Here is a 20,082-nt window from a genome sequence, read left to right on the forward strand (position 1 = left end):
GGCTGCGACCCTGAGCATCATGGTCGGCGGCGATGCCGATGCCTTCGAACGCGCCTTGCCGCTGTTCCAGGCAATGGGCAAGAACATCACCCTGGTTGGTGGTAACGGCGACGGTCAGACCGCGAAAGTGGCAAACCAGATCATCGTTGCGCTGAACATCCAGGCAGTGGCCGAAGCCCTGCTGTTCGCGGCGAAGAACGGTGCCGACCCAGCCAAGGTGCGTGAAGCACTGATGGGCGGTTTCGCTTCGTCGAAGATCCTCGAAGTGCACGGCGAGCGCATGATCAAGGGCACCTTCGATCCAGGCTTCCGCATCAGCCTGCACCAGAAGGACCTGAACCTGGCCCTGCAAGGTGCCAAGGAACTGAACATCAACCTGCCGAACACCGCCAACGCCCAGCAAGTGTTCAGCACCTGCGCGGCCATCGGTGGCAGCAACTGGGACCACTCGGCGCTGATCAAGGGCCTGGAACACATGGCGAATTTCTCGATTCGCGATAAGAACTAATCCTGCCCCGCCGCTCGTTCCCACGCTCTGCGTGGGAATGCAGCCCGGGACGCTCTGCGTCCCAAAGCGGACGCAGAGCGTCCATTGAGGCATTCCCACGCAGAGCGTGGGAACGATCATCAGCATTAACCAAGAACAATAAGATTGGGAGCCCGCCATGTCGGTCGATCCGCAACAACTGCTGCGCGAGCTGTTTGCCACAGCCATCGACGCGGCGCATCCGCAGCAAGTCCTCGAAGCTCATTTGCCTGCCGACCGCAGTGGTCGAGTGATCGTCATCGGTGCCGGTAAAGCCGCAGCCGCCATGGCCCAGGTGGTCGAGCGCTGCTGGCAGGGTGAAGTCTCCGGTCTGGTGGTGACCCGTTACGGTCACGGCGCCCCCTGCGAAAAAATCGAAGTGGTCGAAGCCGCACACCCCGTGCCTGACGCGGCCGGTCAAGCCGTGGCCAAGCGCGTATTCGAACTGGTCAGCAACCTGACGGAAACCGACCGGGTGATCTTCCTGCTCTCCGGTGGCGGCTCAGCCCTGTTGGCACTGCCGGCCGAGGGCATCACCCTGGCCGACAAGCAATCGATCAACAAAGCCCTGCTCAAGTCTGGCGCGACCATTGGCGAGATGAACTGCGTGCGCAAGCACCTCTCGGCGATCAAAGGTGGACGGCTGGGCAAAGCCTGCTGGCCGGCCACTGTTTATACCTACGCGATTTCCGATGTGCCGGGCGACCTCGCCACGGTCATCGCCTCCGGCCCTACCGTGGCCGACCCGAGTACGTCCGCCGAAGCGCTGGCGATCCTCAAGCGCTACCACATCGAAGTACCGGCCTCGGTGCGCACCTGGCTGCAAAGCCCGGAGTCGGAAACGGTCAAGCCTGGCGATCCGAGCCTGGCCCGCAGTCATTTCCAGTTGATCGCCCGCCCGCAGCAGTCACTGGAAGCGGCGGCCGTGAAATGCCGTCAGGCCGGCTTCAGCCCGCTGATCCTCGGCGACCTGGAAGGTGAATCCCGAGACGTGGCGAAGGTCCACGCCGGCATCGCCCGGCAAATCGTCCTGCACGGCCAACCGCTGGCGGCGCCCTGCGTGATTCTTTCCGGCGGCGAAACCACCGTCACCGTGCGCGGCAACGGCCGTGGCGGACGCAACGCCGAGTTCCTGCTCAGCCTGACCGACAGCCTCAAAGGCCTGCCCGGCGTCTACGCGCTGGCCGGTGACACCGATGGCATCGATGGTTCCGAAGACAACGCCGGCGCCATCATGACCCCCGACAGCTACGCCCGCGCCGCCGCCCTTGGCTTGAGCGCCAGCGACGAGTTGGACAACAACAATGGCTATGGCTACTTCGAGGCGCTCGACGCATTGATCGTCACCGAGCCGACCCGTACCAATGTCAACGACTTCCGCGCCATCCTGATCCTCGAGAGCCCAACATCATGACGCCTGATAAAAAGGTCAAAATCCTCGCCACCCTCGGCCCGGCCATCGACGGTATCGACGACATCCGCGAGTTGGTGCTGGCGGGGGTCAACATCTTCCGCCTGAACTTCAGCCACGGCGATCACGCCGACCATGCCCAGCGCTACCAGTGGATCCGCGAGGTCGAGCGCCAGTTGAATTACCCGCTGGGGATCCTGATGGACCTGCAAGGCCCGAAACTGCGGGTCGGCAAGTTCGCCGAGGGCAAGGTGCAACTGGTGCGCGGCCAGGCCCTGCGCCTGGACCTGGATACCACGCCGGGCGATGAGCGCCGGGTCAACCTGCCACATCCGGAGATCATTGCGGCGCTGGAGCCGGGCATGGACCTGCTGCTGGACGACGGCAAGCTGCGCCTGCGGGTGGTCACCAAGTACGCCGACGCCATCGACACCACGGTACTCAATGGCGGCGAACTGTCGGATCGCAAAGGGGTGAACGTGCCGCAAGCAGTGCTCGACCTGAGTCCGCTGACCGCCAAGGATCGTCGCGATCTGAGTTTCGGCCTGGAGTTGGGTGTGGACTGGGTGGCGCTGTCGTTCGTACAGCGCCCGGACGACATCCGCGAAGCCCGTACACTGATCGGCGATAAAGCGTTCCTGATGGCCAAGATCGAGAAACCCTCGGCGGTTGAACAACTGCGGGAAATCGCCGAGTTGAGCGACGCGATCATGGTCGCGCGCGGCGACCTGGGCGTGGAAGTCCCGGCGGAAAGCGTGCCGCAGATCCAGAAAAACATCATCAGCACCTGCCGCGAACTCGGTAAACCGGTGGTGGTGGCCACGCAAATGCTGGAGTCGATGCGCTTCTCACCGGCCCCGACCCGCGCCGAGGTTACCGACGTGGCCAACGCCGTAGCCGAAGGTGCGGACGCGGTGATGCTGTCGGCGGAAACGGCGTCTGGCGAATACCCGCTCGAAGCCGTGCAGATGATGAGCAAGATCATCCGCCAAGTGGAAAACGGCCCTGACTATCAGGCACAACTCGACGTCAGCCGCCCGAAAGCCGAGGCCACGGTTTCCGATGCCATCAGTTGCGCGATCCGCCGGATCAGCAACGTATTGCCGGTGGCGGTATTGGTGAATTACAGCGAGTCGGGCACTTCGAGTTTGCGCGCTGCGCGTGAACGGCCGACCGTGCCGATCCTCAACCTGACACCGAACCTGCAAACCGCTCGTCGCCTGACCGTGGCCTGGGGTGTGCACTCGGTAGTCAACGATCGCCTGCGTCAGGTCGATGAAGTCTGCTCAACAGCCCTGGAGATCGCCCAGGCCCAAGGAATGGCGCAGCGCGGCGACACGTTGTTGATCACTGCGGGTGTGCCGTTTGGGCAGCCGGGGTCGACTAACTCCTTGCGCATCGAAACATTGATTTAAAGATCAACGCCTGTGGCGCGGGAGCTCGCTCCCGCTCGGCTGCGCAGCAGTCGTCGCTTTGATGACGGGTTCCACAGAGAAACCGCATTGAGCGAGTTTGGGCTGCTTCGCAGCCCAGCGGGAGCGAGCTCCCTCGCCACAAAGTTCGTGCAAGACCTTGGTTTTTCCCACTGCCCTAGACTTCATCATGCCTGCCAATCACTTCAATACCCACTGCCCCGACTGGGCCGAAGCCTTGCTCAACGGCTTCAGCCAGATTTTCCTCCAGCGCAATCCGCTGTGCGGTTTGCTGATTCTTTCAGCCATCCTGTTCACCGCCCCGGCCCTGCTTGGCGGAGCAATGCTTGGCGGCGTCGCCGGTTTGCTCACCGCGCAACGCCGCAACTATGCCAAAGCTGATCGCCAGGCCGGGTTGTTCAGCTACAACGGCGTGCTGCTCGGTCTGCTGCTGAGCCTGTATTTCCCTTGGTCGGCGCTGATGCCGCCGCTGATTCTGGCCGCTGGAGGCCTGAGCGCAATGATCACGCAACAGTGGATCAAGCGCGTGCGACTCAGCCAATACCTGCCCGCCTACACCACGCCCTTCGTCGTGCTGGGCTGGCTGCTGCTGTGTTTCGCGACACCGTCGACAACAGCGCACTTGATCGAAGTCAGCCCGCTGAACATGCTGGCCGCACCGCTCAAAGGCATTGGCCAGGTGATGTTCCTCGGTCATCCGCTGGCCGGTGCGATGATTGCAGCCGGATTGCTGATCGCTGATCGCCGTGCGTTCTGTTGGGCATTGCTGGCCTCTGTCGCGGGCATGGGCTGGAGCATGTTGAATCATGATTTCTACAATGCGTTGCTCGGCCTCGGTGGATACAACGCCGTACTCGCCGCCCTCGCCCTCAGCTCGCAACGCCAGCACCCGTGGCTGCCGCTGGTCGGCATCGGGCTGGCGCTGCTGCTGACACCGATGTTTGCCGCCGCCGGCATGCCGACGCTGACCGCGCCATTCATCCTTGCCTGCTGGCTGGTTGGCAGTGTTGCGCAAATATTTGCCAAGGCCACTGTCCCCCATACGCCTTGCACTCTGGAGGAGAATCAACCTAGGCTGCGCTGATCATCGAGTCAGGCGTTTTCCATGAACAGCAGCAAAAATTGGCGTGAAGACCTTTACGTCATGATTTTCCAGAGCGACACCAAGGCCGGCCGGCGTTTCGACGGCATTCTGCTGTTGATCATCCTCGCCAGCCTGGTGGTCGTGATGCTCGACAGCATCGACAGCATTCACAAAAACTACGCCGATGTACTTGCCTATATCGAGTGGGGTTTTACGGTCATTTTCCTCGGCGAATACATCCTGCGCCTGTACTGCTCACCCAAGCCTTTGCGCTATGCCTTCAGTTTTTACGGGCTGGTGGATCTGCTGGCGATCGTGCCCGGGATCCTCGCGCTGTATTACGCCGATGCGCAGTACCTGCTGATCATCCGGATCATTCGGATGCTGCGGATCTTCCGCGTGCTCAAGCTCAGTCCTTACCTCAAGCAAGCCAACTACTTGATGTCGGCGTTGCGTGGCAGCAAGCAGAAGATCGTGGTGTTTCTGGTCAGTGTCTGCACACTGGTGACGGTGTTCGGCACGCTGATGTACGTGATCGAAGGTCCGGAACATGGCTTTACCAGCATTCCCAAAGGCATCTATTGGGCGATCGTGACCCTGACCACCGTGGGGTTCGGTGACATCGTGCCGAAAACCCCGCTGGGCCAGGTGGTTTCGTCGCTGGTGATGATCACCGGTTACTCGATCATTGCCGTGCCCACCGGGATTTTTACCGCCGAATTGGCCAACGCCATGCGCGGCGAACAGCTGCAACATGATTGCCCGGTGTGCCGGAAAAACAGCCACGAACACGGTGCCGCCTTCTGCTCCCGTTGTGGTAACGCGCTGTTCAAAAAAATGGAATAAGCAAAGTGCTTTTTAATCTTTAAAGGCCTATGCGAGCCCGGCTATAGTCGCTGGCAAATTGCCTCTCATTTTTAATAGAACAAGGAATTCGCAGTGAAAAAACTCTTTGGCGCTTCATTCCTGGCGGCTGGCCTGGCCCTGTCTAGCGTGGCTCAGGCTGCACCGACCCTGCTCAACGTTTCCTACGACGTGATGCGCGATTTCTACAAGGACTACAACACTGCGTTCCAGAAGCACTGGCAAGCCGAGCACAACGAAAACATCACTCTGCAAATGTCGTTCGGCGGTTCCAGCAAACAGGCGCGCTCAGTCATCGATGGTTTGCCGGCTGACGTGATCACCATGAACATGGCCACCGACATCAACGCCCTGGCGGACAACGGCAAACTGGTGCCGGACAACTGGGTCACCCGCCTGCCGAACAACAGTGCACCGTTCACTTCAGCCACGGTGTTCATCGTGCGCAAGGGCAACCCGAAAGCCCTGAAAGACTGGCCGGACTTGCTCAAGGATGGCGTGCAAGTCATCGTGCCGAACCCGAAAACTTCCGGTAACGGTCGCTACACCTACCTGTCGGCGTGGGGCTATGTGCTGAAAAACGGCGGCGACGAAAACAAGGCCAAAGACTTCGTCGGCAAGCTGTTCAAGCAAGCGCCTGTACTGGACACCGGTGGCCGCGCCGCTACGACGACGTTCATGACCAACCAGATCGGCGACGTGCTGGTGACCTTTGAAAACGAAGCGGAAATGATCGCCCGCGAATTCGGCCGCGACCAGTTCGAAGTGATCTACCCAAGCGTCTCCGCTGAAGCCGAGCCACCGGTGTCCGTGGTCGACAAAACCGTCGACAAGAAAGGCACCCGCGCCGCTGCCGAGGAATACCTGAAATACCTGTGGTCGCCGCAAGGCCAGGAAATCGCGGCGGCCAACTACCTGCGTCCGCGCGACCCGGCCGTGCTGGCCAAATACACCGACCGCTTCCCGAAAGTCGACTTCCTGTCGGTGGAAAAGACCTTCGGTGACTGGCGCACCGTGCAGAAAACCCACTTCAATGATGGCGGTGTTTTCGACCAGATTTATGCTCCGTAAACCCTGAGTTCGGGCCCCAAAAAAAGGCGACCTTGGCAGGTCGCCTTTTTGCCTTTTATAGAACGCAAGCCCGTCTCTCATTCCGCAATGGAATGACTACTATCACTGCAATCCCTCTTCCGCCGTTTCGGCCAGGCCCTTACCCTGCGCGCATCCCCTCTGTACTAAGAGACACATTATGAAACCCGCGACCCAGGTGCCTCACGGCACCGCGACAATGACCCGAGGCATGGTGCTGCTGTTCGCCTTCTGTTGCGGCGCCATTGTCGCCAACATCTACTATGCCCAACCGATCATCGGCCTGATTGCTCCAGACATCGGCCTGACCAACACCATGGCCAGCCTGATCGTTTCGCTGACCCAGATCGGCTATGCGTTGGGCCTGTTTTTCCTGGTGCCCTTGGGCGATCTCCTGGAAAATCGCCGGCTGATGATCATCACCACACTGATAGCGATTGCCAGCCTGCTGGGCGCGGCGTTCACCGATCAGCCGAACGTGTTTTTGCTGATTTCGCTGCTGGTGGGGTTCAGTTCGGTGTCGGTGCAGATCCTGATTCCACTGGCCGCGCATCTGGCGCCGGAAGAGTCTCGCGGGCGCGTGGTCGGCGGGATCATGGGTGGTTTGCTGCTGGGGATTTTGCTGGCCCGACCGGTTTCCAGTGTCGTCGCCGACCATTTCGGCTGGCGAGCGATGTTCGTGATCGCGGCGATCTTGATGGCCGCGATCAGCATTGTCCTGGCGGTGACCATTCCCAAGCGCCAGCCTGATCACAGCGCGTCCTACGGCCAACTGCTGGGTTCGTTGTGGACGCTGTTGCGTCGGCAGCCGGTGTTGCGTCAACGAGCGTTTTATCAGGGTTGCATGTTCGCCACGTTCAGCCTGTTCTGGACTGCCGTGCCGCTGGAACTGGCGCGCAACCATGGACTGTCGCAAAGCCAGATCGCGATCTTCGCCCTGGTTGGAGCCATCGGCGCCATCGCCGCGCCCATCGCTGGTCGTCTCGCCGACGCCGGGCATACTCGCATTGCTTCGCTGTTGGCGTTGCTGTTCGCCAGCCTGAGCTTTTTGCCCGCGTTCATCCACCCGATCTACAGCGTCATCGGCCTCGCCGTGACCGGGGTGCTGCTGGATTTCTGCGTACAGATGAACATGGTCCTCGGCCAGCGCGCGGTCTACGCCCTCGATGCAAAAAGCCGCAGTCGCCTGAATGCGTTGTACATGACCAGCATCTTCATCGGCGGCGCATTCGGCTCTTCGGTGGCCAGCCCGGTGTACGAACACGGAGGCTGGTTGTGGATTGTGATTGTCGGCAGTGCGTTTCCGTTGTTGGCGCTGGTGCGGTTTCTGTGTGTTTCGCAGAAAGTCGCGTTGGCGACGGCTTAGTTTCAGAACATCCAGAGCAGGCTCGCGCCCACAAGTCATGGGTGAACACTGAGGGAGCGAGCCTGCTCTCGATTGCCGTGTAGTTGAAAATACTTATTGCCGAACCAGCTTCTCCAGCGCCGCATCCGCCAGAAATGACGAGCGGCTTTTGACATTGTGCTCACGCACATAGCGGTCGATACGCTGGATCACATAGCCGGGCAAGGTGACATTGACCTTCTCGGTTTTGCCCATGTAAGGCGAGATGTCCAGCTCCAGCATGCCCCAGCCCATGTCGGCGAATTCCGGATTGGCACGATGCACCGCCGCTGAAGTCGGCATCGGAATCGTTTCTCCGTCTGCGGCTATTTCCTGCAGCATGATGTGGGCAATTTCAACAGCAGCGTTGTAAGCATCTTCAAAGGTATCCCCGGCCGTGACCGCACCGGGAATGTCGGGGATCTGAATACCGATGGCAGTGTTCTCGTCGCCCCATTCGATACAGATTGGATATTGCATTATGGATCTCCTGCGTAACTGGCTGGCGGGCAGTACAGCCCGGCTCGCCTCCTGATGCTCTTGACCGTTCCCAGGGGTAAAGCCTTTTTCGGATGGGGAACGGGAATCGTGTATGGGTTGTAACGGTGAGTGAAGATGTGATGACTGCCAGTGACCCGATCCAGTGTCCAACCCGCCTCCATCATTTCCTTGATCAATAGCCTGCTCTGCAGCACCCGCCTCCTTGCTTCGGCCCAATAAAAAGTAACCCTAGAGTTATCTTTACTCAAGCACAAATACGCCAGACGCGACGCTCGGCTGTTTTACAAAGTGTGTTATCCGACGCTTCTTCCTTTCCGGCAGAAAGCGGCGTGGCCGGTTACGCCAAAGCCTGCCCCGATTACACTCAATGACCAGGGCCTGACCGATAGGCGACTATCGCCAGCAGGTTCGCTTGTGCATTGAATCTCTAAAAGGACTACCGATGGATCGCCTGGGCGCAATGGAAACCTTTGTCTATGTGGTGGAAACCGGGTCGTTTTCCGCAGCGGCCAGACGCCTGAATGTCGGTCAGCCCGCCGTGTCAAAAATCATCGCGCAACTCGAATCGCGGCTGGCGGTGCGACTGTTGTTGCGTTCCACCCGGGGCCTGGCGCCCACCGAGGCCGGGCTGGCATTCTTCGAGCGGGCCAAACGCGCCCTCGAAGAAGCCGACGAGGCAGAGGCCGCCGCCCGCGGTGCGGCCCGCGGGCTGACTGGCAATCTGCGTGTCTGCACTGCGGTGACGTTCGGCCGAATACATATCGTGCCGTACCTTGGGCCATTTCTTGAGCAGAACCCGGAACTGAACATTGACCTGATGCTCGATGATCGCAACGTCAATCTGGTGGAAGAAGGCGTTGATGTCGCTCTGCGAATGGGCACCTTGAGCGACTCGGGGCTCACCGCGCGCAAGATCGCCGAATGTCGGCGTGTCGTGCTGGGTACACCGGCGTACTTCGAAAAACACCCTGAACCCACCTGTCCATCAGACCTGTGCAATCATCAGGCAATCGTCTACACCCTGGGCGGCAGTGCCAACTGGCTGTTCAAAAAGGCTGGAGAGGAGCAATCGGTGATCATCAATGGCCGCCTGCGCATCAGCGCCGCCGAAGGATTGCGTGCGGCCGTACTGTCCCATCAAGGGCTGACCATGGCGTCGCAGTGGATGTTCGCGCCGGAGCTGGCCAGCGGCGCGGTCCGTGAAGTCATGCACGAATGGAGCTTGCCCAATCAGGACCTGTGGGCCGTGTTCCCCACCGGCAGAATGGCCAGCGCCAAGGCGCGGGCGTTTGTGGAATATGTGCAGGGATTGTTGATGACACAGGCCAGTGCCCATCGATGACGGGGCGAAGCTTTTACCGAAATTCAACCGAGGTAGACCCGGCCGCCAGCATCATGCCCATGCGGATTGCTCATCAATGCATTCAAGCAAGCGCGTCACTGTATTTTCCAAGGCTCCGGAATTGTCGAGTATCCGCAAGGTCGGGTCGTTGTCGGCAAGGACACGCTTGTTGAAACGGGCATTGCGCGCCAGTCGCGCATCGATTTCCGCCACGGATTCGCGCCCTCGGGCCAACAAACGTGCACGCAACACGGTTTGGTCCACGGTCAGCAGCACCACGTGCATGTTCGGATAACGCGCGCGAGCGTTCTGCAAGTGCCCGCGCGAGCCGTTGACCAGCACGTCATTGCCAGCGGCCAGCCAATCGTCGATTTCCCGCGGGATGCCATACGAGAGGCCATTGGCATGCCAGCTCAAGGCAAACGCACCCTGTGCTTCCATCTCGGCGAACTGCTGCGTGCTGACGCCCAGCGCCGCTTCACCCAGCGCTTCGGCCGAACGTGTGATCACGCGTCGAACGATGCGGCAGCCACGTTCGGCCAGCCGCGCGCGCGCAGCATCCAACAGGCTGTCCTTGCCCGAACCGGAAGGTCCGATGAGATAGATCAACCTGCCTGACATCAACATACCCTCGGCATTGGTCGTTTATTGGTAAGGCCACTGGCAAACGGTCCTGACCGTGCATTGTTCGACGATGGCGCAACGGTTTCAACGGCCAAAAAAAGGCGACCTTGACGGTCGCCTTTTGCATCATTGCCCGAACTGCCGGCCCAAACCACCCGGCACCCCATGAATATCCGTTTCCTCCCAAGGCCCCTTCGGACTGATCGAACGGCTCCAGCCATTATCCCAGCGGTAATAGGTTCGCTGGCGATAAAAAGTATTGGGCTGATCATCCAGCACATAAACCCCAAGCTTGGGATCCCAGTGACTGTTGCCCCCGGGCGGCGGCGCGAAACTGGCGGAAGTGCGAGGCAACGGTTTGGCTGGCTTGGCCGGCGTCGTCGGTTTGCTCGGCACGGTAGTCGGTGCAGGCTTGGTACTTGGCTGCGACGGCGGAATCCGTGACGGCGCCGGCTGCTCCATCGGAGGCCGTTGAACCGCACAAGCGCTCAGCCCTAAAACAACGCTGAGCAGGGTAATTCGAGCGATGGCGGTCATGTTTGCATTCCTGTTATTTGTCCGGGCTGTCGATGGTCAGTTTTTGCGGCGCGGTGGTGCTGCTGGACAGTGGCTGGCTGCGACCGATCCACTCGCCAGCCGTTGGTTGGCCGGCGCGGGAGATGCGCGCAACCAGTTGGACTTCAGGGAAGTTCGACAGTTTCAACTGCGGCATCATTGCGTCGGCATCGCCCAGTTCGACGGTTGCCGGCAGGTCGGCCACGGTCAGGCGCTTGGCTGCCAATGGCGCGGGTGGGCCGGAGGTGGCGCGGGCGAAGATGAACACGCTGTCACCGGGCTGCACCTTGGCCTTGAGCTCCGGAGCCAGATCGACACTGACCTTGAGCAATGCCGATGCCTTGGCCGCTGGCGCCTTGGCCACCTGACCACCGCTGGCGACCAGTTTCTCGGTGGCGCGGGTAATTCCGCCTTGCAGCGCGATCCGCGATTTATCGTCCGCAGGCAATTGCTCCAGCAGGCGATTCCAGTAATCGATCGCTTGCTGGTAACGCTCGCCTTCGAACGCCGCGATGCCCAACAATCCGAGACTGGTGACTTCTTTCGGATCGGCTTTCAACGCTTCGTCAGTCAACGCCTGGATCTTGTCCGACCACTGCTTGCCATCCGCGAAGTACAAGGCCTGCGCCCACTGCCCCAACAATTCGGGCTGACGTCCGGCCAGGTTCACAGTGCGCTCGAAAATTTTCGCTGCATCGGCCGGACGATCCTGAGTCATATACGTACGGCCAAGGAAATACAGCGCCTCAGCAGAGTCTGGCTGTGCCGCGACTGCACGCTCCAGACGCTGGGTCATTTCTTCCATCGACTTCGGTGCCTGGGAGAATTCCCGGGTCAACTCGACTTTGTCGCTGGCACCGAAATGCAGGTACAAAGCCAAGCCCAGCACGGGGACCAGGATCGCCGCCAACAGCGGTGCCGGTTTGCCCAGACGCGAGACACGCGGCGCGGCAACGCCCTCGGTGTCGGCGAGTAATTCACGGGCTGCTTCGGCGCGGCCGGCATCCATCTGCGCGGCGTCGAGTACGCCCTCTTCCTGCTGAGTCTGCAACTCAGCCACGCGCTCCTGATACAGCGCCACGTTCAGGGCGGTACGATCCTCTTCAAGCTGGGCGCGACGACTGCGCAGAATGGGGATCAGCAGAAAACTCAGGGCCACCAGTAGGAGCAGACCTGCAGCGAGCCAGAAATCAATCATTCTTGGTTTTTATCCAACAGTTGATCGAGGCGCTTGCGCTCCTCGGCAGAAAGCGAGTCCGGGGTATCGGCGCGTTGCACACGACGACGGCGGACAATCACCGCGATGATCACCAAACCACCCAGCAGCAGGCCGGCAGGGCCGAACCAGAGCAAGGCGGTCTTGGCGTTGAGGGCGGGTTTGTAACGGACGAAATCACCGTAGCGATCGACCATGAAGTCGATGATCTGCTGGTTGTCCTTGCCCTCGCCAAGCATGCGGAAAATTTCTTTGCGCAAGTCAGCGGCGATCGGTGCGTTGGAATCGGCAATGTCCTGGTTCTGGCACTTGGGGCAACGCAACTCCTTGGTCAGTTCGCGAAAACGCTCGCGGTCGCCTTCCTTGGCGAACTCGTAGGTGTCGATGGCGGCATGGGCCACACCGGCCATGCTCAGGCCCAGGACAACGGCGGCGATCCAGCGCTTCATGGCTTGGCCTCGTCGACCAGCGCCTGATACTTGGCCGCCAGTTTTTCACGCCAGACTTGCTCGTCGATCACGCCGACGAACTTGACGCGGATGATGCCCTTGGCGTCGATGAAGAAGGTTTCCGGAGCGCCGTAAACACCGAGGTTCAGGCCCAGGGTGCCGGCGTCGTCGCGGATGTCCAGTTGGTACGGGTTGTGGAATTCCGCCAGCCACTTCAAGGCATCGGCGTTGACGTCCTTGTAGTTGATGCCGTAGATCACCACGCCCTTCTCGGCCAGTTTGTTCAGCACCGGGTGCTCGACCCGGCAGGAAATGCACCAGGTGCCCCAGACGTTGACCAGCGCCGGCTTGCCCAGAATGTCGGCGCGGGTCAGGGTTTTATCGCCCTGCACCGCTGGCAGGGAAAACTCCGGGAACGGCTTGCCGATCATGGCCGAAGGCAGCTCGGCCGGGTCCAGGTACAGACCGCGATAGAGGAACACCGCCACCAGCAGAAAAATCGCCAGCGGCAACAACATTAACCAACGCTTCATGCAGTGGCTCCCGATATGCCCAGTGCTTCACGCACGCGGCTTTTGACCTTGACGCGATAACGCCGATCCAGCGCCGCCAGCAACCCGCCCAGGCCCGTGAGCAAGCCACCGAACCAGATCCAGCGCACGAACGGTTTGACGTGCACGCGCACCGCCCAGGCGCCATCGCCCAGCGGCTCGCCCAGTGCGACGTAAAGGTCACGGGTGAAACCGGCGTCGATCCCGGCTTCGGTCATTACCGAGTTCTGCACGGTGTAGAGGCGTTTTTCCGGATGCAGCACGCTGATTTCCTTGCCATCGCGGATCACCCGTACGGTGCCCTTGTCGGACGTGAAGTTCGGACCTTCAAAGTGCTTGGCGCCTTCGAACACGAACTGGTAACCGCCCAGGTCCATCGATTCACCCGGCGCCAGGCGCAGGTCGCGTTCGGCACTGTTCTGGCTCGACAACACCACACCCAGCGCACACACGGCAATCCCCAGGTGCGCCACCTGCATGCCCCAATAGCTGCGGGTCAGGGTTGGCAGGCCTTTGATCAGGCCTTTGTGGCGCGTCTTGTCGAAGATGTCACGCACGCCGGCCAGCAACACCCAGGCGGCGAGCATGAAGGTCGCCAGCACTGCCCAGTTGAAATCACCGTAGGCAACGCCGGCCACCACCGCCAGCGCGGCACTGCCGAGCAGCACCGGGGTCAGCATGCTGACCAGCCATTTCACCGGGGTGTCTTTCCAGCGCACGATCACGCCGACCGCCATCACCAGCATCAGCAACGCCATCAATGGAATGAACAGCGCGTTGAAGTACGGCGGGCCGACCGACAGCTTGGCGCCGGTCATGGCATCGAGAATCAACGGGTACAGCGTGCCGAGCAGGATCATCGACGCCGCCACCACCAGCACCAGGTTGTTACCCAGCAGCAAGGTTTCCCGGGACCACAGGTTGAAACCGACCTGACTCTTGACCACCGGTGCGCGCAAGGCGAACAGGGTCAGCGAACCGCCGACCACAAACAGCAGGAAGATCAGGATGAACACGCCGCGTTCCGGGTCGGAGGCGAAGGCGTGAACCGAGGTCAACACACCGGAACGCACGAGGAAAGTGCCCAACAGGCTCAACGAAAACGCAGCAATCGCCAGCAGCACGGTCCAGCTCTTGAACACGCCGCGTTTCTCGGTGACCGCCAGCGAGTGAATCAGCGCCGTGCCCACCAGCCAGGGCATGAACGAGGCGTTTTCCACCGGATCCCAGAACCACCAGCCGCCCCAGCCGAGTTCGTAGTAAGCCCACCACGAACCGAGGGTGATGCCGATGCCGAGGAAAGCCCAGGCGACAATGGTCCATGGACGCGACCAACGCGCCCACGCCGCGTCGAGTCGCCCGCCCATCAACGCGGCGATGGCGAAAGCGAAGGCCACGGAGAAACCGACATAGCCCATGTACAGCATCGGCGGGTGCACGATCAGGCCGATGTCTTGCAGCAACGGGTTAAGGTCGGCGCCATCGCCGGGCACTTGCGGCAGGATGCGCTTGAACGGGTTCGACGTGAGAATCAGGAACAGCAGGAAACCGGTACTGATCATGCCCATCACCGCCAAAACGCGGGCCAGCATGACTTGCGGCAGCTGCCGGGAGAACACTGAGACGGCAAAGGTCCAGCCACCGAGGATCAAGGCCCACAACAGCAATGAACCTTCGTGGGCGCCCCACACCGCGCTGAACTTGTAGTACCACGGCAACGCACTGTTGGAGTTATTGGCCACATAGGCCACGGAGAAGTCATCGACCATGAAGGCGTAGGTCAAGCAACCGAAGGCGAACAGCAAGAACGCGAACTGCCCCCACGCGGCTGGCTGGGCCAGGCTCATCCAGAAACGGTCACCGCGCCAGGCACCGATCAACGGCACCACGGCTTGAACCAGAGCGAAACACAGGGCCAGGATCATGGCCAAATGGCCAAGCTCGGGAATGAAGATGCCGGATGTCATGGATCAACCCTCCTTCGCGGGCGTTGGAGCCGATTGACCGCTGTCTTTCAACGCCTTGGTCACTTCCGGCGGCATGTACTTTTCATCGTGCTTGGCCAGCACTTCATCGGCCACCACTACGCCATCGGCATTGAGTTTGCCCAGGGCAACGATGCCCTGCCCTTCGCGGAACAGGTCCGGGAGGATGCCGCGATAAGCGATGGTCACGGATTTGTTGAAGTCGGTGACGACGAACTTTACATCCAGCGAGTCGCCGGAGCGCTGCAAGGAACCGGTCTCGACCATGCCGCCCGCGCGGATGCGCGTGTCTTGGGGGGCTTCGCCGTTGGCGATCTGGGTCGGTGTGTAAAACAGATTGATGTTCTGCTGCAGGGCACTCAGGGCCAGGCCGACGGCAGCGCCGACGCCGACCAGAATCGCCAGAATGATGATCAGACGCTTTTTACGCAGGGGATTCACTTGCCGTTCTCCCGGCGCAGACGACGCGCCTCTTGTTGCAGATACCGCTTGCGGGCCAGGATCGGCGCCGCCACGTTGAGGGCCAGCACTGCCAGGCAAATGCCATAGGCCGACCAGACATACAGGCCGTGATGGCCCATGGCGAGGAAATCGCCGAATGACGCAAAACTCATCGAGCGACCTCCAGGCTGCTTTGCACTTCGGCTTTCACCCAACTGGCCCGCGCTTCGCGCTTGAGCACTTCAAGGCGCATGCGCAGTAGCAATACCGCGCCGAAGAAGCAGTAGAAACCCAGCGCCGTCAGCAGCAATGGCAGCCACATCTCGGCGGGCATCGCCGGTTTTTCGGTGAGGGTGAAAGTCGCGCCCTGGTGCAGGGTGTTCCACCACTCCACCGAGTATTTGATGATCGGGATATTGATCACGCCGACAATCGCCAGCACCGCGCAGGCCTTGGCCGCACTGTCACGATTGCTGATGGCGTTGCCCAGCGCAATGAGACCGAAGTACAGGAAAAGCAGGATCAGCATCGACGTAAGTCGTGCATCCCAGACCCACCACGAGCCCCAGGTCGGTTTGCCCCAGATCGCCCCGGTGACCAGCGCCACGGCAGTCATCCAGGCACCGATGGGCGCTGCGCATTGCAGGGCGACGTCGGCCAGTTTCATCTTCCACACCAGCCCGACGACGCCGCACACCGCCAGCATCACGTAGATGGACTGCGCCAGCATGGCGGCCGGAACGTGGATATAAATGATGCGGAAGCTGTTGCCCTGCTGGTAGTCCGGCGGGGCGAACGCCAGGCCCCAGACCACGCCAACGCCGATCAGCAGCAACGCCGCGACACTCAGCCATGGCAGCATTTTGCCGCTGATGCCGTAAAACCATTTGGGCGAGCCGAGCTTGTGAAACCACGTCCAGTTCATAGTGTTTCCGTCACGGTTGCTCTTTACTGTGAAGAGCCAGGGCCTGTCTTTCTTCAAAAGAAGTGATCAAAAAATGACCAGGCCTCGTTATTATTCGCCGACGCTGATCTTCAGGCCAGCAGCTATTGCAAAAGGTGTCAGGGTTATCGCCAGGGCGGTCAGGCTACCCAGCCACAGCAGATAACCGGTCGCCGGCATGCCTTGCAAGGCGGCCTGCAAGGCGCCACTGCCAAGGATCAACACCGGGATGTACAACGGCAGAATCAGCAACGCCAGCAACAGGCCGCCGCGCTTCAAACCCACCGTCAGCGCTGCGCCCACCGCTCCGAGCAGGCTCAGCACCGGTGTACCGAGCAACAACGAAAGCAGCAACACCGGCAGACAGGCGGCAGGCAAACCGAGCATCAACGCCAGCAAGGGTGCGAGCAAAACCAGTGCCAGGCCGGAAAACGCCCAGTGTGCCAGCACCTTGGCCAAAACCAGAAGAGCCAGGGGGTGCGGCGAAAGGACCCACTGTTCTAGGGATCCGTCTTCGAAATCACTGCGGAAAAGCCCGTCCAGCGAGAGCAGGACCGATAAAAGCGCGGCCACCCAGACCAACCCCGGAGACAAGGTTTGCAACAATTGAGACTCGGGACCGACCGCCAACGGGAACAGCGAAACCACAATCGCGAAGAACACCAACGGGTTGGCCAGTTCAGCAGGACGGCGGAACAATAGACGGGCCTCACGGGCCACCAACAGGCCGAAAACACTCATACGGCCCATTTCCCCAGATCGATGTCGCGATAACCGGCCGGCATGCGGCTCAACGTATGGTGAGTGGTCAACACCACCATCCCACCGCGTTCGCAGTGCGCAGCCAGGTGCTCTTCGAGTTGCGCCACGCCTTGCTTGTCGAGGGCCGTGAATGGTTCGTCGAGAATCCACAGCGGCGGGCTTTCCAGATACAAACGCGCCAAGGCAACGCGGCGTTGCTGGCCGGCGGACAATGTGTGACAAGGCACATCTTCGAAACCGCGCAGCCCGACTGCGGCCAAAGCGTCCCGGATCGCTTCATGGGAAGCGGGTTGATGCAGGGCACAGAGCCAACTCAGGTTCTCTTCCGGCGTCAGCAAGTCCTTGATCCCGGCGGCATGGCCGATCCACAACAGATTGCGCGCCAGCTCGGTGCGTTGCTCGTTCAACGGCTGGCCGTTGAGCAGAACCTCACCGGCCGTCGGCTGCATCAGGCCCGATAACAGACGCAACAGGCTGGTCTTGCCACTGCCGTTGGGGCCGCTGATCTGTACCATTTCGCCACTGGCCAGTCGCAAATCGAGATTTTCGAAGAGCAGCCGAAGGTCTCGCTCACAGGCAAGGGCAACGGTTTGCAGGACAGGACTGGTCAAGGGTTCACGGGCCTTATACGGTTCAAGTCGGCTCTGGCGCGGCCGTTAAAGAGATGCAGGATAAATGTAATGGCGGCCCGAACTAACGAGCTGGATCAAATAATTGCAATGTTTCCGGCACTCTGTATACAACTGCGCGGCATTATACATGCCAGCTCCTACTCTAAAGAGTGCATTTTCCCAAGGTTGTGACCGCGTATGACAGGCGAAATGAACATCCTCCCGCTACCGCAGATCACCCCGACATCTGCGCGCCCACAGGTAGTAAGCGGCGAGTTGCTCAAGCTGCTGACGCCCATCGAAGGTCTGATCACGGCGGGCCAGACCGCCAAGGCTGAAGTGCTGTCGCTCAAGCAGGCGGACCAGACGTTTCAACTGTTGCTCAAGGTCACCCTCGAAAGCGGCCGCCAGACCACGGTCCAGGCCACCAGTAATCAACCGCTGGCCCAAGGCACCAGCGTGGCCGTGACCCAGCCGTCGGCGGGCAATCTGGCGATCACCGTTCAACAGGCCATTGCTTCCAGCGTCGCCACGCTCACCCGCATCGACACCGCGCAACTGCCGGTCGGTACGCTGTTGCAGGGCAAAGTGCTGACCTCCCAGGTGTTGCCTCAAGTGCCCGGCCAACCGACGGTGTTTCGCTCGATGGTCAGCCTGCTCAACACCGCATTGAGCGGCAGCACGCTGAGCGTCGACAGCCCGCAACCCTTGCGCATCGGCACCTTGCTCAGCGCACAGGTGCAGGACACGCACACGCTGAAATTCGTACCGCTGAGCAGCCGTCAGGAACAGTTGGCGGTGACCCAGCAACTGGTCAGCCAGACCAGCCGTCAGGGTTCTCTGGATGGCTTGCTAAAGCTCCTGCAAAACCTGCCGCCCTCGAACCAGACCTCCAGTGACGTGCGTGCTGCGGTAGACAAGCTGCTGGCCGGCCTGCCGGACGTTCACCAACTGAGTACACCAAAAGGCCTTGCGCTGGCGCTCGCCGGTAGCGGTGCGTTCCTCGAATCGAAACTGCTGACCGGCCAGAACCCGGCACTGGCACCCGACATGAAAGGCGACTTGCTCAAGCTGATCGCGCAACTGACGCCGGGGCTGCCGGCCAGTACCAATCTCGGTGCAATCATCGCCGCCAACACCCTGGCCCAGGCGATGCCGAGTTTCGTGCGCAACGCGCTGGGCATGCTCGGCCAGGTCAGTGCCAAGCCGTCGCCCACCAGTTTTCCACTGCCCGAACGGATGTTGCAGAGCGCGGACGGCGAAGACGATCTCGAACACCTGCTGCGCCTCGCCGCGGCAGCGGTTTCACGCCTGCAAAGCCATCAGTTATCGAGCCTGGAGCAAACCGGAGTGACCAACGACGGACGACTGATGAGCACCTGGCAGCTGGAAGTGCCGATGCGCAATCTGCAGGACATCGTGCCCTTGCAGATCAAGTTCCAGCGCGAAGACGCACCGGATAGCGAACAACCCCAGGAACGCCGCGACGAACGCGAGCCGAAACAACAACTGTGGCGGGTCGATCTGGCCTTCGACATGGAGCCGCTGGGGCCGATTCAGGTCCAGGCGCAGTTGATCAAGGGCAGCCTGTCCAGCCAGCTGTGGGCCGAACGGCCATACACCGCCAGCCTGATCGAAAGCAATCTGGCGACATTGCGCGCGCGCATGCTCGATTGCGGCCTGAACGTCGGCGATCTCGATTGCCACCACGGCAAACCGCCCCAAGGCCCACAAACCCGCCTCGAACAACGCTGGGTCGACGAAAACGCATGAACAATCCCAACGCCCCACGCCAGGCCATCGCCCTCAAATACGACGGCAGCCACGCCCCTACCCTCACAGCCAAGGGCGACGAAGAACTGGCGGAAGAAATCCTGCGGATCGCCCGCGACTATGAAGTGCCGATCTACGAAAACGCTGAACTGGTGAGACTGCTGGCGCGGATGGAGCTCGGCGACAGTATTCCGGAAGCGCTGTATCGCACGATTGCCGAGATCATCGCCTTTGCCTGGAATCTCAAAGGCAAGTTTCCGGCGGGGCAGGATCCGGATGCGGTCATGGTCGAGAAGGACATTACCGAACGCGGGGAGGACTACTAAGGATTCAGGGACGCCATCGCCAGCAGGCTGGCTCCTACAGTGATCCGTGGCGGCAGAGGATTTTGTGAACGACACCGAACGACTGTAGGAGCGAGCCTGCTCGCGATGGACTCAAGGGCGCCGCGTTTATTCAGACAGCCCGCGTCATCGTTGAAGTCCATCGCGAGCAGGCTCGCTCCTTGTATGTTGACCCTGAGTCCAAAGAGAGAGGT

23 protein-coding genes are annotated in these 20,082 nt (G+C 60.8%); 10 read left to right on the forward strand and 13 right to left on the reverse strand.

Going from position 1 to position 20,082, the window contains the following annotated elements; translation table 11 throughout:
* The 7 genes from D8U18_RS25240 to D8U18_RS25270 all read left to right on the forward strand — a co-directional run.
* A partial coding sequence (locus tag D8U18_RS25240; protein WP_153189118.1) for an NAD-binding protein occupies positions 1–508 on the forward strand: 508 nt, incomplete at its 5' end.
* A gap of 157 nt (positions 509–665) precedes the next feature.
* Complete coding sequence (locus D8U18_RS25245; protein ID WP_056852978.1) at positions 666–1,940, forward strand: glycerate kinase; 1,275 nt, start codon at positions 666–668, stop codon at positions 1,938–1,940.
* Positions 1,937–3,352, forward strand: coding sequence for a pyruvate kinase (pyk, locus tag D8U18_RS25250; RefSeq protein WP_056852979.1), 1,416 nt, complete (start codon positions 1,937–1,939; stop codon positions 3,350–3,352). The genes D8U18_RS25245 and pyk overlap by 4 nt, the downstream gene beginning before the upstream one ends.
* Before the next feature lie 187 nt (positions 3,353–3,539).
* Entirely contained in the window at positions 3,540–4,454 is a 915-nt protein-coding gene (locus D8U18_RS25255) for an urea transporter (RefSeq protein WP_130908462.1), read from the forward strand.
* Between the two features lie 21 nt (positions 4,455–4,475).
* A complete protein-coding gene (locus tag D8U18_RS25260; protein ID WP_056852981.1) occupies positions 4,476–5,300 on the forward strand; it encodes an ion transporter in 825 nt (274 codons plus the stop codon).
* A 93-nt stretch (positions 5,301–5,393) separates the two neighbouring features.
* Positions 5,394–6,389 carry a sulfate ABC transporter substrate-binding protein gene (locus D8U18_RS25265; RefSeq protein WP_056852982.1) on the forward strand — a complete coding sequence of 332 codons (996 nt, stop codon included), beginning with the start codon at positions 5,394–5,396 and terminating at the stop codon, positions 6,387–6,389.
* Between the two features lie 178 nt (positions 6,390–6,567).
* On the forward strand, positions 6,568–7,773 hold the full coding sequence (locus D8U18_RS25270; RefSeq protein WP_131108824.1) for an MFS transporter: 1,206 nt from the start codon (positions 6,568–6,570) through the stop codon (positions 7,771–7,773).
* Between the two features lie 93 nt (positions 7,774–7,866).
* Here D8U18_RS25270 and D8U18_RS25275 read toward each other — a convergent pair whose 3' ends face one another.
* A complete protein-coding gene (locus tag D8U18_RS25275) occupies positions 7,867–8,271 on the reverse strand; it encodes a type II toxin-antitoxin system HicB family antitoxin (RefSeq protein ID WP_131108826.1) in 405 nt (134 codons plus the stop codon).
* A complete protein-coding gene (locus D8U18_RS25280) occupies positions 8,271–8,483 on the reverse strand; it encodes a type II toxin-antitoxin system HicA family toxin (RefSeq protein WP_131108842.1) in 213 nt (70 codons plus the stop codon). Before D8U18_RS25280 ends, D8U18_RS25275 begins: the two co-directional genes overlap by 1 nt.
* Before the next feature lie 251 nt (positions 8,484–8,734).
* Between D8U18_RS25280 and D8U18_RS25285 the strand changes: the two genes are divergently transcribed.
* A complete protein-coding gene (locus tag D8U18_RS25285; RefSeq protein ID WP_131108827.1) occupies positions 8,735–9,634 on the forward strand; it encodes a LysR family transcriptional regulator in 900 nt (299 codons plus the stop codon).
* A gap of 51 nt (positions 9,635–9,685) precedes the next feature.
* Here D8U18_RS25285 and phnN read toward each other — a convergent pair whose 3' ends face one another.
* The 11 genes from phnN to ccmA form a co-directional block, all read right to left on the reverse strand.
* The gene (phnN, locus tag D8U18_RS25290) at positions 9,686–10,255 is read right to left on the reverse strand and encodes a phosphonate metabolism protein/1,5-bisphosphokinase (PRPP-forming) PhnN (RefSeq protein WP_130905236.1); all 570 of its coding nucleotides are present in this window, start codon (positions 10,253–10,255) and stop codon (positions 9,686–9,688) included.
* Between the two features lie 129 nt (positions 10,256–10,384).
* A complete protein-coding gene (locus D8U18_RS25295) occupies positions 10,385–10,795 on the reverse strand; it encodes a hypothetical protein (RefSeq protein WP_056852987.1) in 411 nt (136 codons plus the stop codon).
* A gap of 13 nt (positions 10,796–10,808) precedes the next feature.
* Positions 10,809–12,011, reverse strand: a complete 1,203-nt coding sequence (ccmI, locus tag D8U18_RS25300) for a c-type cytochrome biogenesis protein CcmI (protein ID WP_131108830.1) — start codon at positions 12,009–12,011, stop codon at positions 10,809–10,811.
* Positions 12,008–12,478: a cytochrome c-type biogenesis protein gene (locus D8U18_RS25305; RefSeq protein ID WP_056852989.1), complete on the reverse strand. Its 471-nt coding sequence runs from the start codon at positions 12,476–12,478 to the stop codon at positions 12,008–12,010. Before D8U18_RS25305 ends, ccmI begins: the two co-directional genes overlap by 4 nt.
* The gene (locus D8U18_RS25310; protein ID WP_131108832.1) at positions 12,475–13,011 is read right to left on the reverse strand and encodes a DsbE family thiol:disulfide interchange protein; all 537 of its coding nucleotides are present in this window, start codon (positions 13,009–13,011) and stop codon (positions 12,475–12,477) included. The genes D8U18_RS25305 and D8U18_RS25310 overlap by 4 nt, the downstream gene beginning before the upstream one ends.
* Entirely contained in the window at positions 13,008–14,996 is a 1,989-nt protein-coding gene (locus D8U18_RS25315) for a heme lyase CcmF/NrfE family subunit (RefSeq protein ID WP_131108834.1), read from the reverse strand. Before D8U18_RS25315 ends, D8U18_RS25310 begins: the two co-directional genes overlap by 4 nt.
* A 3-nt stretch (positions 14,997–14,999) precedes the next feature.
* Complete coding sequence (ccmE, locus tag D8U18_RS25320; protein ID WP_131108836.1) at positions 15,000–15,455, reverse strand: cytochrome c maturation protein CcmE; 456 nt, start codon at positions 15,453–15,455, stop codon at positions 15,000–15,002.
* Complete coding sequence (gene ccmD, locus D8U18_RS25325; protein WP_008055370.1) at positions 15,452–15,628, reverse strand: heme exporter protein CcmD; 177 nt, start codon at positions 15,626–15,628, stop codon at positions 15,452–15,454. Before ccmD ends, ccmE begins: the two co-directional genes overlap by 4 nt.
* Complete coding sequence (locus tag D8U18_RS25330; protein WP_056852993.1) at positions 15,625–16,380, reverse strand: heme ABC transporter permease; 756 nt, start codon at positions 16,378–16,380, stop codon at positions 15,625–15,627. The genes ccmD and D8U18_RS25330 overlap by 4 nt, the downstream gene beginning before the upstream one ends.
* A gap of 90 nt (positions 16,381–16,470) precedes the next feature.
* A complete protein-coding gene (gene ccmB / locus D8U18_RS25335; RefSeq protein WP_007980754.1) occupies positions 16,471–17,139 on the reverse strand; it encodes a heme exporter protein CcmB in 669 nt (222 codons plus the stop codon).
* Positions 17,136–17,771, reverse strand: coding sequence for a cytochrome c biogenesis heme-transporting ATPase CcmA (gene ccmA, locus D8U18_RS25340; protein WP_131108838.1), 636 nt, complete (start codon positions 17,769–17,771; stop codon positions 17,136–17,138). The genes ccmB and ccmA overlap by 4 nt, the downstream gene beginning before the upstream one ends.
* A gap of 198 nt (positions 17,772–17,969) precedes the next feature.
* On the opposite strand from ccmA, the gene D8U18_RS25345 reads away from it, so the two are divergent.
* Positions 17,970–19,544, forward strand: coding sequence for a flagellar hook-length control protein FliK (locus D8U18_RS25345; RefSeq protein WP_131108840.1), 1,575 nt, complete (start codon positions 17,970–17,972; stop codon positions 19,542–19,544).
* Entirely contained in the window at positions 19,541–19,870 is a 330-nt protein-coding gene (locus D8U18_RS25350; protein ID WP_056852996.1) for an EscU/YscU/HrcU family type III secretion system export apparatus switch protein, read from the forward strand. Before D8U18_RS25345 ends, D8U18_RS25350 begins: the two co-directional genes overlap by 4 nt.
* Positions 19,871–20,082: the final 212 nt, after the last annotated feature.

Source organism: Pseudomonas sp. Sample_10, from assembly GCF_004321495.1.
GTDB lineage: Bacteria > Pseudomonadota > Gammaproteobacteria > Pseudomonadales > Pseudomonadaceae > Aquipseudomonas.